General features: G+C 72.3%; 9 protein-coding genes and 2 pseudogenes. 6 read left to right on the top strand and 5 right to left on the bottom strand.

Annotated elements, in window-relative coordinates; translation table 11 throughout:
* A pseudogene (locus GQS09_RS01565) lies at positions 1–356 on the bottom strand (hypothetical protein); the annotation flags it as partial.
* 342 nt (positions 357–698) lie between these two features.
* Here GQS09_RS01565 and GQS09_RS01570 point away from each other — a divergent pair.
* On the top strand, positions 699–1,307 hold the full coding sequence (locus GQS09_RS01570; RefSeq protein ID WP_165984126.1) for a superoxide dismutase: 609 nt from the start codon (positions 699–701) through the stop codon (positions 1,305–1,307).
* Between the two features lie 310 nt (positions 1,308–1,617).
* Here the strand turns inward: GQS09_RS01570 and GQS09_RS01575 are convergent, their stop codons facing one another.
* Positions 1,618–2,355: a FadR/GntR family transcriptional regulator gene (locus GQS09_RS01575; RefSeq protein ID WP_165984127.1), complete on the bottom strand. Its 738-nt coding sequence runs from the start codon at positions 2,353–2,355 to the stop codon at positions 1,618–1,620.
* A 219-nt stretch (positions 2,356–2,574) separates the two neighbouring features.
* Between GQS09_RS01575 and GQS09_RS01580 the strand changes: the two genes are divergently transcribed.
* The 5 genes from GQS09_RS01580 to GQS09_RS01600 all read left to right on the top strand — a co-directional run bounded on the left by GQS09_RS01580 (position 2,575) and on the right by GQS09_RS01600 (position 9,208).
* Positions 2,575–4,311 carry an IlvD/Edd family dehydratase gene (locus GQS09_RS01580; protein ID WP_165984128.1) on the top strand — a complete coding sequence of 579 codons (1,737 nt, stop codon included), beginning with the start codon at positions 2,575–2,577 and terminating at the stop codon, positions 4,309–4,311.
* Between the two features lie 49 nt (positions 4,312–4,360).
* The gene (locus tag GQS09_RS01585) at positions 4,361–5,551 is read left to right on the top strand and encodes a fumarylacetoacetate hydrolase family protein (RefSeq protein ID WP_165984129.1); all 1,191 of its coding nucleotides are present in this window, start codon (positions 4,361–4,363) and stop codon (positions 5,549–5,551) included.
* A 162-nt stretch (positions 5,552–5,713) separates the two neighbouring features.
* Positions 5,714–6,970 carry a cytochrome P450 gene (locus tag GQS09_RS01590; RefSeq protein WP_165984130.1) on the top strand — a complete coding sequence of 419 codons (1,257 nt, stop codon included), beginning with the start codon at positions 5,714–5,716 and terminating at the stop codon, positions 6,968–6,970.
* A gap of 164 nt (positions 6,971–7,134) precedes the next feature.
* Positions 7,135–8,838 (top strand): cytochrome c oxidase subunit I, encoded by a 1,704-nt coding sequence (gene ctaD, locus GQS09_RS01595; protein ID WP_165984131.1) that lies wholly within the window; start codon positions 7,135–7,137, stop codon positions 8,836–8,838.
* Between the two features lie 16 nt (positions 8,839–8,854).
* Positions 8,855–9,208 (top strand): hypothetical protein, encoded by a 354-nt coding sequence (locus GQS09_RS01600; protein ID WP_165984132.1) that lies wholly within the window; start codon positions 8,855–8,857, stop codon positions 9,206–9,208.
* 5 nt (positions 9,209–9,213) lie between these two features.
* On the opposite strand, the pseudogene GQS09_RS28970 reads toward GQS09_RS01600, so the two are convergent.
* The 3 genes and pseudogenes from GQS09_RS28970 to GQS09_RS01615 all read right to left on the bottom strand — a co-directional run bounded on the left by GQS09_RS28970 (position 9,214) and on the right by GQS09_RS01615 (position 14,671).
* Positions 9,214–11,267, bottom strand: a pseudogene (locus tag GQS09_RS28970) (SpoIIE family protein phosphatase).
* A gap of 385 nt (positions 11,268–11,652) precedes the next feature.
* Positions 11,653–14,118 carry a GH36-type glycosyl hydrolase domain-containing protein gene (locus GQS09_RS01610; protein WP_207957348.1) on the bottom strand — a complete coding sequence of 822 codons (2,466 nt, stop codon included), beginning with the start codon at positions 14,116–14,118 and terminating at the stop codon, positions 11,653–11,655.
* A gap of 349 nt (positions 14,119–14,467) precedes the next feature.
* Positions 14,468–14,671 (bottom strand): hypothetical protein, encoded by a 204-nt coding sequence (locus GQS09_RS01615; RefSeq protein WP_165984133.1) that lies wholly within the window; start codon positions 14,669–14,671, stop codon positions 14,468–14,470.
* Positions 14,672–14,742: the final 71 nt, after the last annotated feature.

Consider the following 14,742-nt stretch of genomic DNA (forward strand, 5'->3'; position numbering starts at 1 on the left):
GCCGCCATGCCGGCCCCCGGCGCGGCGGTGGACGGCGCGCCGGGATGGCCGTGCGCCGGGCCCCCGGTGCCGGCGGTGAGCCCGCACAGCAGCAGGTGCAGGGCGAGCTGGCCCGCGCCCATCAGCAGCACCGTGCGGGAGAGCGGACGGCTCCGCGCGGCGGCCCGCCCGCCCAGCGGTGCCAGCAGCAGTGCCAGAACGGACAGCCGGTCCGGTCCGGGAAGCCGCCCGCCCGCGGCCAGATGCGCGGCGAGCGCGAGCACCAGGGCCAGCTCCGCCCCGAGCGCGCCGCGCACCGTCCCCCAGGGGACGGTGCGCGGGCGAGGCGGCTGCGGGGACATGGATTCCTCGGACAACGAAGGGCAGCGTGTTGGGAGCGCTCCCACACACCATGGGCGCGCAACGCCCCGCCGTCAAGAGAGCGCACCCGGGTCACCGTTCCGGATCTCCCGGCGCGGTGGGTGGTGGGGGAGTGGTGCGGGAGCGGCGCGGCCGGCCGGTTCCGGCAGGTGCCGGTGAGGAAAGACGATCACCTTCCCGGAGGAGCGCGCCGCCGGGCGGGCGTTGCGTCCACGGGGAAGCCGACGGGCCGGCCCCGCCGCTGCCATCATGATGCATGTCTCTTGCTGTTGCAAGTAATGTGCAATAAGGGCTTAGGGTGGGTGACATCCGATCACCGTTACGGAGAGGAAGCCGCCATGGGCGTCTACTCGCTGCCCGACCTGCCCTACGACTACGGCGCGCTCGCCCCCGCCATCACCGGCGAGATCCTTGAGCTGCACCACGCCAGGCATCACGCCGCCTACGTCAAGGGCGCCAACGACACCCTGGAGCAGCTCGCCGAGGCCAGGGAGAAGGACGCCCTCACCCCCGCCGGCGTGGTGGGCCTGGAGAAGACCTTCGCCTTCCATCTCTCGGGGCACGTGCTGCACTCGATCTTCTGGCAGAACCTCTCCCCGGACGGCGGCGGCCGTCCCGGCGGGGCGCTGGCCGACGCCATCGACGAGCACTTCGGTTCCTTCGAGGCGTTCCGCAGGCAGCTCACCGCGGCCACCACCTCCGTCCAGGGCTCCGGCTGGGGTGTGCTGGCCTGGGAGCCCCTGGGCCGGCGTCTGATCGTGGAGCAGGTGTACGACCACCACGGCAATGCCGGGCAGGGCTCCACCCCGCTGCTGGTCTTCGACGCCTGGGAGCACGCCTACTACCTGCAGTACAAGAACGTCCGCCCCGACTACGTCACCAGGCTGTGGGAACTGGTCGACTGGGCCGATGTCGCCGCCCGCTTCGCCCGGGCCGCCGGCGGCTGAGCCGCGGTTCCCGGCCCGGACGGCGGCGCGGCGAGGTCTGCTGCATCCGGGGTGCACAGGCCCGGAGCCGGGCAGCAGCCGCGGCCGCCGCGGCCGGGCTTCCGCTCATCGGGACCGCGGCGGTCGCCGGCAGTACCGGCAGTACCGGCAGTGCGGGCAGCAGACCGAGCACCGGCCGGTACCGCCCCGGCACGGCATGCCGGTTCCCACGGAACCTCATCGCCTCACGGCTCACCGCCGGGCGACCGGCCCGTGCGCCGGTTCCGCAGCGGGTGCCCGCCGCGGCGGCGGACGCGGGGCCGGTGCCGGTTCATGGCCGGTCTCCTCGGCCGCGGGGGCGACGGCGGTGCAGGCCGGGAGACTCGGCGATCTCCCGCTCGGCCGCCTCGATGATCGACAGCACGGCCGCCGACGCCGCCGCGGCGTCGCCGGCCGCCACGGCCTCCGCCACGGCGCGGTGGAGCGGCAGAGACGCCTCGACCGCGCCGGGGGTCTGGGAGCTGATGTGGAAGCTGTGTTCCAGCGCGATGCCGACCGCGCGGCCCAGGGAGCCGAGGAGCCGGTTGCCGCCCGCGTTGAGCAGGGCGCGGTGGAAGGCGATGTCGGCCTCGACGTAGCCGCTGCGCCCGGGCCTCGCCGCCGCGGCCTCCATGGCGGCCAGGGCGTCGTACAGGGCACGTGTCCCGGCCGGGCCGGCCCGGCGCGCGGCGAGCCCGGCGGCCCCGGGCTCGATGATCCGGCGCAGCTCACCCGTGTCGCGCAGCAGGGCCGCGGGATCTCCGGCCTGTTTCCAGCGCAGCACGTCACGGTCCAGATGGTTCCAGTGCTCCGGAGGCAGCACGCGGGTGCCCGTGCGCGGACGCACGTCCAGCATCCCCTTGGCCACCAGGGCCTTCACCGCTTCCCGCAGCGCGCCGCGGCTGACGCCGATGCCGGTGGCGAGCGCGTCCTCGACCGGCAGCGGCTGCCCCGGCTCCCACACGCCGTCCACGATGCGCCGGCCGAGCTCGTCGACCACTTGCTGGTGCCTGGTCCGGAAATGCGCCACGGCCCGCGCTCACCCCCTGGACGGGATACATCGAATCATTTAATGATGCTCCATGGTACGGGTCCACGGGCCCGTACCAACGCACGACGGGCGGCGTCCCCCGATGACCGGTGCCGGCAGCAACGCCGGCACGCGCCCCGCCCCACCGCTCGCCTCGGCAGGCGCCGCGCGGGCATCCACCGGCGCATCGGCGGACACCACAACCACAGGAGCAGGTACATGACGGACGCGAAACGGACGAGCCGCCGCAGCCAGGCATGGTTCGGCGCACAGGGCCGCAGCGGGATGCTGTACCGCTCCTGGATGCGCAACCAGGGCTTCGGCCACGAGGTGTTCGACGGGCGCCCGGTCATCGGCATCGCGACCAGCGCCTCGGAGCTCGCCCCGTGCAACGCCCACCTGACCCGGGTCGCCGAAGCCGTCAAGCGCGGCGTGTGGCAGGCAGGCGGCTTCCCGCTCCAGTTCCCCACCATGGCCACCGGCGAGACGCTGATGCGCCCCACCGCCATGCTCTACCGCAACCTCATGGCCATGGAGGTCGAGGAGCTGATCCGGGCCAACCCGCTCGACGGGGTCGTGCTGCTGTCCGGCTGCGACAAGACGACGCCCGCCATGCTCATGGGCGCCGCCAGTGTCGACCTGCCGGCCGTCATGGTCACCGGCGGGCCGATGCTCAACGGAAAGTACCGGGGCCAGGACGTGGGCTCCGGCACGCACGTGTGGAAGTTCGAGGAGGACCTCAAGACCGGCCGGATGACGCAGGAGGAGTGCTTCTTCGCCGAAGGCTGCATGGCCCGTTCCGACGGCCACTGCATGACGATGGGGACCGCCTCCACGATGGCCTGCATGGCCGAGGCACTCGGCATGCAGCTGCCGGGCTCCGCGGCCTGGCCGGCCGCCGACTCCCGGCGGATGGAGACCGCGCAGGCGGCGGGCCGGCGCATCGTGCGGATGGTGGAGGAGGAGCTGCGCCCCTCGCGCATCCTGACCCGTGCGGCGTTCGAGAACGCCATCCGGGTCAACGCGGCGATCGGCGGCTCCACCAACGCCATCATCCATCTCACCGCCCTCGCCGGACGCGTCGGCGTCGACCTGGGCCCGGAGGACTTCGACGCCCTGGCCCGCGCGGTGCCGACCCTGGTCAACCTGATGCCCAGCGGCCGGTACCTGATGGAGGACTTCTGCTACGCGGGCGGGCTGCCCGCGGTGATGGCCGAACTGCTCCGCGGCAAGCTGCTGCACGGCGAGCAGCTCACCGTCACCGGACGCGGTGTCGCCGAGAACGTCCGGGACGCCGAGCGGCTCGACCCGGACGTCATCACCGGCCTCGACGCCCCGTTCCAGCCGGCCGGGACCGGTACCGCCGTCCTGCGCGGCAACCTGTGCCCGGACGGCGCGGTGATCAAGCAGTCCGCCGCTTCCGCGCACCTGCTCACCCACCGCGGCCCCGCGCGCGTCTTCGACTCCCCCGAGGCGTACCACCGGGTCGCCGACGACCCGGACCTCGATGTCGACGAGAACACCGTGATCGTCATCCGCAACGCCGGCCCCAGGGGTTACCCCGGCATGCCCGAGGTCTCCAACGTGCCGCTGCCCGCCAGACTGCTGAAGGCCGGCGTCACCGACATGGTGCGCATCTGCGACGGCCGGATGAGCGGCACCGGATACGGAACCGTGGTTCTGCACGTCGCGCCCGAGGCAGCCGTCGGAGGACCCCTCGCCCTGGTGCGGGACGGAGACCGGATCGCCCTCGACGTGCCGAACCGCACGCTGCACCTGGACGTGGACGACGCCGAACTCCTGCGGCGCCGGCAGGCATGGCAGCCGCCCGCGGAGCAGTACACCGGCGGCTACGCCTGGCTCTACACCCAGCACGTCGAACAGGCCGACAAGGGCGCCGACTTCGGATTCCTGCGCGGATGCCGCGGGCACGAGGTCCCGCGCGACTCCCACTGAGCCCGGCACCCCAGCGGCACCACCCCTCGAATCCCGGGAGAGCACCACCGTGGAACCGGCAGCAACCCGCCCCCGCCCCGCCCTCACGCCCGGCACCGTCCTGCCGGAGGACGCGGCAGCGGCCGCCCTCGTCGCACGGGTCCATGAGCCGCGGTGGGGCGGGCCGTGCGTGGCCGCGGTCCGCGGCGGTCACGCCGTCGACCTGACCGCCGTCGCGCCCACCGTCTCGGACCTGCTGGAACGCGAGGACGCGGCCACGGTCGTCCGCGAGGCCCCCGGCGGCCACGCCTGGCCCCTCGACGAGCTGCTGGAGGCGACCGCCACCGGCCGCCGGGACGCCCCGCACCTGCTCGCCCCCGTCGACCTGCAGGTGATCAAGGCCGCGGGCGTCACCTTCGCCCGGAGCCTGCTGGAGCGGGTCGTCGAAGAACGCACGGGCGGCGATCCGGCGCAGGCCGCCCGGATACGGACCCGCATCGGGCAGGTGGTGGGCGGCGCACTCGACGGCATCCGCCCCGGGTCGCCGGAGGCCGGCCGGGCCAGGGAACTCCTGGTGTCCGAGGGGCTGTGGTCGCAGTACCTGGAGGTCGGCATCGGGCCGGACCCGGAGGTGTTCACCAAGGCCCCGGTGCTGTCCGCGGTCGGCACCGGGGCCGACATCGGGGTGCTCGCCGCCTCCGTGTGGAACAACCCCGAGCCCGAGGCCGTCCTCGTCGTGGACTCGCGCGGCCGGGTGCGCGGAGCGACCCTGGGCAACGACGTCAACCTCCGGGACATCGAAGGACGCAGCGCACTGCTGCTGTCCCGCGCCAAGGACAACAACGCCTCCTGCGCCATCGGCCCGTTCGTCCGCCTGCTCGACGACGGCTTCGGCATCGACGCCGTGCGCGGGCTCGACATCGACCTGCGGATCGACGGCACGGACGGCTACGTCCTGCACGGCAGCAGCTCCATGCGCGAGATCAGCCGCGATGTGCTCGATCTGGTGGCCGCCACCCACGGTGCGCACCACCAGTACCCGGACGGCTTCGTGCTGTTCACCGGCACCCTGTTCGCCCCCACCGAGGACCGGCACGCACCGGGTGAGGGGTTCACCCACGAACACGGCGACATCGTGCGGATCTCCAGCCCCCGGCTCGGAGCTCTGGTCAACACCGTCGTCCCCAGCGAGCAGGCCGCCCCGTGGACCTTCGGCGTGCGGGCACTGATGCGCAACCTGGCCCGGCGCGGCCTGCTGTGAGCCCGCCGGGTACGAGGCCACGCGGCGTGCGGCGCCGGCCCCCGCCGGCGGAGACCGGAAACCCGGCCGCGGGGGAGGGCCGGTGCCCGCCGGAGCAGCCCTTCCTTCCGCCGTGCGGAGGACATGCGGTTTTCCTCCCGGCGGGACGGGCACCGGGAAGCCATGCCTCATCACCGCCGACCGCTCCTCGACCGCACGGCCCTCCTGCTCGCGGAGGGCTACGCCTGGCTCCCGGACCGGATGCGGCGCGCCCCGGACCACGCCCTGCACACCCGTGTGCTCGGACGGCAGGCCCTGGCCCTGCGCGGCCCGGAAGCCGTCCGGTTCTTCTACGACGAACGGTACGTGCACCGGCACGGGGCCGTTCCGGAGCCGGTGCTCAGCACCCTCTTCGGCCACGGGGCCGTGCACACCCTGGACGGGGAGGAGCACCGCGTCCGCAAGCGGATGTTCCTGTCGCTCCTCACCCCGCCGGACCGGGTGGCGGATCTCGTCGCACACGTCACCGCGGCCTGGGACGAGGCGGTGGAGTCGTGGGCCCGGCGCCGGGGGGCCGTGGTGCTGTTCGACGAGGCGGCGCAGGTCCTCACCGCCGGGGTCTGCCGGTGGGCCGGGGTGCCGCCGGAGGCCGGCCGGGTCGCAGCGGTGGCCCGGGACCTGGTGGCCATGGTCGACGGTTTCGCCACACTCGGGCCGCGCCACTGGCGCGCCCGCACGGCCCGCCGCCGGTGCGAGAAGTGGCTGGCTCCCCTGGTCGAGGACGTACGGTCGGGCGCGCTCACCGTTCCGGAGGACTCGGTGCTCGCCGCGGTGGCGCGGCACCGGGACGCCGGTGACCGGATGCCCGGCCCCCGCACGGCCGCGGTCGAACTGCTGAACGTGCTGCGCCCCACGGTGGCGATCGCCTGGTACGTCGCCTTCGCCGGACATGCCCTGCACCGCTGGCCCGCCAACCGGGACCGGCTGCGCGAGGGTGACGCGGAGTACACCACCGCCTTCGTCCACGAACTGCGCCGCTTCTACCCCTTCGCACCCTTCAGCGGAGGCCGGGCGGCCACCGGACTGTCCTGGCGGGGCGCGGCCGTCCCCGCCGGAGGGGTCGTCCTGCTGGACATCTACGGGCAGAACCACGACCCCGGGCTGTGGGGCGACCCGTACGGGTTCCGGCCCGGGCGCTTCCTGGAGCGGCCCCCGGAACGGGACGAACTCATCCCCCAGGGCGGCGGCGATGCCTCGGCGGGCCACCGGTGCCCCGGGGAAGCGATCACGGTCGCCGTGCTGGAGGCACTTGCCGTCCGGCTGGCCCGCCTGGACTACCGGGTACCGCCGCAGGATCTCGGCATCCCCCTGCGACGGGTGCCGAGCCGGCCGCGCAGCGGGGTCCTGATCGAACCCGCTCCCTCCGCCGGCTCTCCCTGAACGTCCCGGCCGCCGGGCCCTTCCCGGCCCGGCGCGCCGCCGAGGAGCGACACGGGCGCGGATGTCCACCCTCTTCCGGAATTGCGCTGCTACAACAGACAGCCGGCGAACAACCGGCGGCAGGCGCGAACGGTACCGCGCGCGTCAATGAGAGGAATTGCGCCGTGGTGCTTTCCGAGGAGCGCACGATCGTGGAGGAGCCCCGCAGCCGTTCTGCGGGGGCGGTGGTGGTCACCTGGCTGACCACCACGGATCATAAGAAGATCGGCACGCTGTACATGGTCAGCGCGTTCGGATTCTTCGTCATCGGGGGAATCCTGGCCCTCGCCATGCGTGCCGAACTCGCCCGTCCCGGGACCCAGCTGCTCACCAATGAGCAGTACAACCAGGCGTTCACCATGCACGGCACGATCATGATGCTGCTGTTCGCCACCCCGCTGTTCGCGGGGTTCGCCAACGCCATCATGCCGCTGCAGATCGGTTCCCCCGATGTGGCGTTCCCCCGGCTCAACATGCTGTCGTACTGGTTCTTCCTGTTCGGCGGCCTCATCGTGGTGCTCGGTTTCCTCATCCCGCAGGGAGCGGCAAGTTTCGGCTGGTTCGCCTACACGCCGCTGAGCCGTCAGGAGTTCTCCCCCAGTACCGGCTCCGACCTGTGGGTGATGGGGCTGGCGCTGGGCGGCTTCGGCACCATCCTGGGCGCCGTCAACTTCATCACCACGATCATCTGCATGCGGGCCCCCGGCATGACGATGTTCCGCATGCCGATCTTCACCTGGAACATCCTGCTCACCAGCGTGCTGGTGCTGCTGGCCTTCCCGGTGCTGGCCGCCGCGCTGTTCGGGCTGGCCGCGGACAGGCTCTTCGGCGCCCACGTCTTCGACCCGGGCAACGGGGGCGCGCTGCTGTGGCAGCACCTGTTCTGGTTCTTCGGCCACCCCGAGGTCTACATCATCGCGCTGCCGTTCTTCGGCATCATCACGGAGGTCATCCCGGTCTTCAGCCGCAAGCCGATCTTCGGTTACATCGGGCTGGTGGGCGCGACCTTCGCCATCGCCGGTCTGTCGATCACCGTATGGGCGCACCACATGTATCCGACGGGCGCGGTGCTGCTGCCGTTCTTCGCCTTCATGACGTTCCTCATCGCGGTCCCGACCGGGGTGAAGTTCTTCAACTGGATCGGCACCATGTGGCGCGGCTCGCTCAGCTTCGAGACCCCGATGCTGTGGGCGGCAGGATTCCTGGTCACCTTTCTGCTCGGCGGCCTGACCGGAGTGATTCTCGCCTCGCCGCCGCTGGACTGGCACGTCACCGACACCTACTTCGTGGTCGCCCACTTCCACTACGTCGTCTTCGGCACGGTGGTGTTCGCGATGTTCGCCGGCTTTCACTTCTGGTGGCCCAAGTTCACCGGGAAGATGCTCGACGAGACCCTCGGGAAGGTCCATTTCTGGACCCTCTTCATCGGATTCCACCTGACGTTCCTCGTCCAGCACTGGCTCGGCTCCGAAGGCATGCCGCGCCGCTACGTCGACTATCTGGCCGCCGACGGATTCACCTTCCTGCACACCCTGTCCACCATCGGCGCCTTTCTGCTGGGCCTGTCCACACTGCCGTTCGTCTACAACGTGTGGAAGACCGCCCGCTACGCCCCTCGTGTGGCGGTGGACGACCCGTGGGGCTTCGGCCGGTCCCTCGAGTGGGCCACCTCCTGTCCGCCGCCCCGGCACAACTTCCTCACCATTCCGCGTATCCGCTCCGAGTCCCCCGCCTTCGACCTGCACCACCCGGAGATCTCCACCGGGGCGCAGCTGGGGGACGAACGGCGCGACGTGATCGACACCGACGATGCGGCCGTCAGCCGCTGACCGCCCGGGAGCCGTGATGGATCTCCAGAGCCAGGCCCGCCTCACCGTGGAGCAGCTGGAGGGCTATCTGCGGGCCCGCGCGGAGGCAGCCGTGGCCCGCCGCGACGGCGAGGCGCTGGCCGACCGCATGCCCTGGCTGACCACCGCCCAGCGCGAGGAGTTCGTGCGGCTCTACGCCGAGGACCGCATCGGCCTCACCCGCTGCACCCTGCGCGCCCTGACCCGCCGCTGCCGCGAGCTGCGCGCCGAGTACGAGGCCCGCTACGCCGAACTGCGCCGGCGCCTGCTGACCGTGATCGTGGCCGTTCTGCTCGGCGCCCTCGCCGCGGCCCTAGCCGTGACGGCACTGCTGCTGCCCCGCATCGGCTGACGCGGTCAGGACGGGCCGGCGGGCAGCCGCAGGGCGATCATGGCGACGTCGTCGTCACCGCCGGTGGGCAGCATTCCGGCCAGCAGGTCGTCGCAGAACACCCCCAGGGGGCGGCGGGCCGCCGACACCGCCCGGCCGTGCAGCCGGTCCAGGCCGTCCGTGAGGTCTTCGCCGCGGCGCTCCACCAGGCCGTCGGTGTAGAGCAGCACGGTGGAGCCGGCGGCAGCAGCTCATGGGCGGTGCTGTGGCGGGGGTCCGGGACGAGCCCGATGAGCGGATGGCGCGCCGCGGTCAGGAACCGGGCCGTCCCGTCGGCCTGGACGAGCAGCGGGGGCGGGTGACCCGCAACGGCGTACTGGAGACGGGCACCGCCGGGTGCGGGGTTCTCGACGCGAGCCACGATGCAGGTGGCCGTGCACTCCGAGTAAAGGCTCTGCACGCAGGTGTCGAGGCGGCGCAGGATCTCCCCGGCGGGCTCCCCGCGGTCCAGGGCCAGGCCGCGGAGCATGTTGCGCAGCTGGCTCATGGTGACGGCCGCGGGCAGGTCGTGACCGGCGACGTCGCCGATGGTCAGGATGGTGGCACCGTCACGCAGGATGAAGGAGTCGTACCAGTCGCCGCCGACCTCGGTACCGAGGGTACTGGGCCGGTAGCGGACGGCGATGTCCATGCCGGGCACGTCGGGCGGTGCGGTGAGAAGGCTGCGCTGGAGGGCGAGCGCGACCTGCCGGGTGCGCTGGAATTCGAGGGCGTTGCGCAGCGGGGCATGGGCCCGTTCGAGAAGTTCGCTCAGCAGGTCGATCTCGGGGCGGCCCAGCGGCGGGTGGTCGCCGCTGACGGAGGCGGTGAGCAGGGCGGCGGTGACGCCGTCGACGACAACGGGGAGCACGGCGACACTGTTGGTGCCGTCCGCCAGCCACGGCTCCTCTCCCGGCGGGGCCAGGCCGGGCGGGGGCTCGCCGGGCGGGAAGACGGCATGGACGGTGCGGCGCTGCTCCGCGGCGCGGGCAAGCGCGCTTCCGGGCCGCAGGTGCTTCTCATGGTGCGGGGGCAGTCCGGGCAGGCCGGGGCGGGTGACGGCGACGACGCGTTCGGCGGACAGCGCGGTGCCCTCGGGGCGGTCAAGGGACTGCGGGAGGAAATAGATGGCGCAGGCGTCGGCGAGTTCGGGCACGATCACCTCGGACAGGGCGGCGAGCATGTCCTCCAGCCGGACCTTCTCGGCGGTGGCGGCAGCGGTGCGGGCCAGCAATTCCTCGCGGCAACTCTCCTGCCACTGCTGTTCGACGTCCGCACAGGTGCCCACCCACTCGATCACCGCGTCGCCGTCGCGGACGGGCGCGGCGTGGATGGCGAAGTGCCGGTATCCGCCGTCGGCCAGGCGCAGCCGGTAGGTGTGGGTGAACAGCGGGGGGACCTCGGCCAGCGCCCGGCTCCACGCCGTGAGAATCGCGTCGCGGTCCTCGGGGTGGACGGCGTTGATCCATCCATCGCCGCGGAACTCCTCCCAGGTCTGGCCCGTCACGCGTTCCCAGCCGGGGCTCGGCTCCGTCACTCCGCCCTGGGGCGCCGTGACCCACACCATCTGCGTGCCGGCATTGGCCAGACTGCGGTAGCGCAGCAGCGCACGGCGGCGCTGCTCGGACAGGACCCGGATTCTCTCCGCGGCCTCCACCTGCTCCGTGTCCTCCGCCACGATGGCCGGCACGCCGTGCTCACCGGCACCGAGTGTCGCCCGGGAGATGCTGAAGCTGAAGTAGCGCCTCGGGCTCTGCGCCGATTCCGGGAAGGCCAGGTCGACGGGGGCCGTGGCCAGGCGTTCGGCCCGTCCGGTGGTGAACACCCGGTCGAAGATCCCGAAGTAGCCGGACTGCGCGAGGTCGGGAAAGGCGTCCCGGAGCGGCACGCCCTGCGGCCGGTCGCCGAAGGTCTCCCGGAAGACGGCGTTGGTGTAGGCGATGCGGTGGTCGGGGCCGTGGGTGACGATCACCCCCACGGGAGCCGGGTCGAAGACGTGGAGCCGGATACCGCTGGACAGGCGCTGTGTCTCCTCGCTCATCCGTGTCTCCCCAGACTGATCGGGCGACGGTTCCGCTCGGTTCCCCGGCCCTGGTAGTGGGTATGCCGATATGGACGACGATAAGCGATATCTCCAGCTCAGGCTGGCGGGAAGGGTCACCCGGCCGCCCGCCGGCCAGGGCCGGCCCACGGCCGCCACGGTGTCCCGCGCCGCCCCCGCCGCCCGCGGTTCCCGCGGTCCCCGCCCCTGCCCCGGCCCGTGCCGGGCGCGGCGGCTGTCCGGCCAGGGGCGGTGACCCGCCGGCGCGGCCCGGCACCGCCCGGCGCGGGCACCGGGGGGAGCCGGAGGAGGCCCGGGGAGGGACCTGAGGCCCCCGGCCCCCTCCGCCGCGCTTCACGGCGGTGGCAGGCCCCTGCCGCGCCAGTTACTCCTCGATGACCGCCTCGACCCGGACCACCGACCCGTCCGGGGCCAACGGCAGCTGGTTTCCCTCCACCCGCCGGCCGTCCACCGTCAGCTGCCGCACCCGGCCCCGGACGCCCGCGGCCTTGCGCACGGTGATCTCGTACGTGGCTCCCTGGTACTTCCGGCTGACGCTGAACCCCTCCCAGGCGGCCGGCAGGACCGGGTCGATCCGCAGTCCGCCGAAGTCCGGCCGGATGCCGAGTATCCACTGTGTGATGGCCACGTAGTTCCACGCCGCGGTGCCGGTCAGCCAGGAGTTCTTGGCCTCGCCGTGGGTGGGGGCGTCCTTGCCCGCGATCATCTGGGCGTAGACGTAGGGCTCGCAGCGGTGCAGTTCCCCGATGTCCTCGCGGGCCGAGGGGTTGATCCGCTTGTAGTAGTCGAAGGCGCCGTCCCCGTTGCCCACCATCGCCTCGGCGATCATCAGCCAGGGGTTGGTGTGGCAGAAGACGCCGGCGTTCTCCTTGTATCCGGGCGGGTAGGAGGAGATCTCGCCCAGCTCGACCCGGTACCGGGAGTACGCGGGCTGCTGCAGCACGATCCCGTGCTCGGTGGCCAGCCGCTCCCGGACGCTCGCCAGGGCCCGGACCGCCATGCCGTTCCCGACTCCGATGCCGCCGATGATGCACATGCCCTGCGGCTCGATGAAGATCTGGCCCTCCTCGTTCTCAACGGAGCCGACCACGTTGCCGTGGTGGTCGAAGGCCCGCCGGAACCAGGCGCCGTCCCAGCCGTGCCCGGTGACGGTTCCCGCCATCTTCTCCGCCGCGCTGCGGTACTCGGCCGCTTCCCGGGGCCGGCCACAGGCGTCGGCGATGCCCGCCAGCTCCCGGGCGGCGAGCGTGAACAGGCCGGCGATGAACACCGACTCGGCGACCCCGCCCTCCTTGTTCTCGGTGGTCTGGAAGGGCTCTCCCGGGGTTTCCGAGAAGCAGTTGAGGTTCAGGCAGTCGTTCCAGTCGGCCCGGCCGATCAGCGGCAGGCCGTGCGGGCCGAGCCGGTCCAGGGTGTACCGGAGCGCGCGCTGGAGGTGTTCGTACAGGGGAGTGGCGGCCGACTCGTCGTTGTCGTAGGGCACCTGTTCGTCCAGGACCGACAGGTCGCCGGTCTCCTTGAGGTACGCCGCCACGCCGGTGATGAGCCACAGCGGGTCGTCGTTGAAGCCGGACCCGATGCCGTCGTTGCCGCGCTTGGTGAGCGGCTGGTACTGGTGGTAGGCGCCGCCGGTGGGCAGCTGGGTCGCGGCGATGTCGAGAATCCGCTGCCGGGCCCGCTCGGGCACGATGTGGACGAAGCCCAGCAGGTCCTGGTTGGAGTCGCGGAAGCCCATGCCCCGGCCGATGCCCGATTCGAACGAGGACGCCGAGCGGCTCATGTTGAACGTCACCATGGACTGGTAGGCGTTCCAGATGTTGACCATGCGGTCGGTGTCGGTGTCCGGTGAGGTCACCTGCATGGTCGACAGCATCGCGTCCCAGGACGCGCGCAGGCCGGCGAATCCCTCGGCCACCGTCCCGGGGCTGAGCCACCGCTCGATCACCGGGCGCACCAGGGTCTTGTTCACGGTCTGCGAGCCCGGCGGGTCGAACTTGGCGTCCCGCGGGTTCTCCCAGTAGCCGAGCAGGAAGACCACCTCGCGGGTCTCGCCGGGGGCGAGCGGCAGCCGGACGTGGTGGCTGCCCATGGGCGCCCAGCCGTGCGCGACCGAGTCGAAGGACCGGCCCCGCTCCACGGCGGCCGGGCGGTCCCACCCCCGGTAGGCGCCGAGGAAGGTGTCGCGCTGGGTGTCGTATCCCGCCGGCGGCTCGGAGCAGGCGAAGTACGCGAAGTGGTCGCGCCGCTCCCGGTACTCGGTCTTGTGGTAGATGACCCCGTCCTCCAGCTCGACCTGGCCGGTGGAGTAGTTGCGCTGGAAGTTGGTGGCGTCGTCCTGGGCGTCCCACAGGCAGAACTCGACGGCCGAGAACAGCGACAGGTCGGCGGCGGCATCGCGGTCGTTGGTCACCCGCACCCGCCAGACCTCGAGGCTCTCGCCGAGCGGGACGAAGTACAGCGTCTCGGACCGGATGCCGCCGCGTGCGGAGGCGATCGTGGTGTACGACAGGCCGTGCCGGCACTCGTACGCGTCCAGTGCGCTGCGGGTCGGCTGCCAGGACGGCGACCAGAAGTCGCCCGAGCCGTTGTCCCGCAGGTAGACATAGCGGCCACCGGTGTCGAGGGGCACGTTGTTGTAGCGGTACCGGGTCAGGCGCCGCAGCCGGGCGTCGCGGTAGAAGGAGTAGCCGCCTGCGGTGTTCGAGACAATGCCGAAGTAGTCCTCGGTGCCCAGGTAGTTGATCCAGGGCAGGGGAGTGTCGGGCCGGTTGATCACATACTCGCGTCGCTCGTCGTCGAAGAAGCCGTACCTCACGTGTTCCTCCAGCACGGTGGGCGGAATGCGGTGGCAGGAGGGAGGTGACGAGGTCGTGGGAGCGCTCCCATCCCGGGTCTCATCCTGCCACGTCGCCCCGCCCGGCGAAAGGTGCCCGGGAGACAGTCGGTTCCCCGCGGTGCGTACACGGCCGGCCACCGGCTCTCCGGAGCGGGGGCGTCACGGGCCGGCCGGTGGACCGTCACCGCAGGCTGGACGCCTGCCGCCGGGAGCTGAGGCGCCTCACCGGAACCGGACGACGGTGGCGGGCGCCGCACACCGCTCCGGACTCACCGGCGCCGCCTCGCCGGTTCCTCCTCGGCGCCGCTCGCCGTGCCGCCGGGCCGTGCGGTGCAGCGCATGATCACTCCGCGTCCGCAGGCGGGCCGGAGGCATTGTCGGGAGCTGTGATCAGCTGGATGGTCAGCAGACCGAACACGCCGCTCAGGACAATGCCGGCGATGGTGCCGACCGCGTTGCCACCGCGGATGCCCGACCAGCCCACCGCCAAGCCGGCCAGCGTGCCCAGCAGGCACAGGCTTGTCAGACATCCTGTCGCACGTCCCATCCCGGCCTCCCGCCTCTGTTCCACAAGCGTGACGGTAACGGCTGCGGGAACGGCCGGACAGACAGGACCCC

Origin of the sequence: Streptomyces sp. YIM 98790, assembly GCF_011421595.1 — a bacterium.
GTDB lineage: Bacteria > Actinomycetota > Actinomycetes > Streptomycetales > Streptomycetaceae > Streptomyces.

What these genes read in the sequence shown, in the direction of transcription:
- GQS09_RS01570 (WP_165984126.1), top strand. Translation starts at nt 699, where the DNA reads ATGGGCGTCTACTCGCTGCCCGACCTGCCCTACGACTACGGCGCGCTC.
- GQS09_RS01580 (WP_165984128.1), top strand. Translation starts at nt 2,575, where the DNA reads ATGACGGACGCGAAACGGACGAGCCGCCGCAGCCAGGCATGGTTCGGC.
- GQS09_RS01590 (WP_165984130.1), top strand. Translation starts at nt 5,714, where the DNA reads ATGCCTCATCACCGCCGACCGCTCCTCGACCGCACGGCCCTCCTGCTC.
- GQS09_RS01600 (WP_165984132.1), top strand. Translation starts at nt 8,855, where the DNA reads ATGGATCTCCAGAGCCAGGCCCGCCTCACCGTGGAGCAGCTGGAGGGC.
- GQS09_RS01615 (WP_165984133.1), bottom strand. Translation starts at nt 14,671, where the DNA reads ATGGGACGTGCGACAGGATGTCTGACAAGCCTGTGCCTGCTGGGCACG.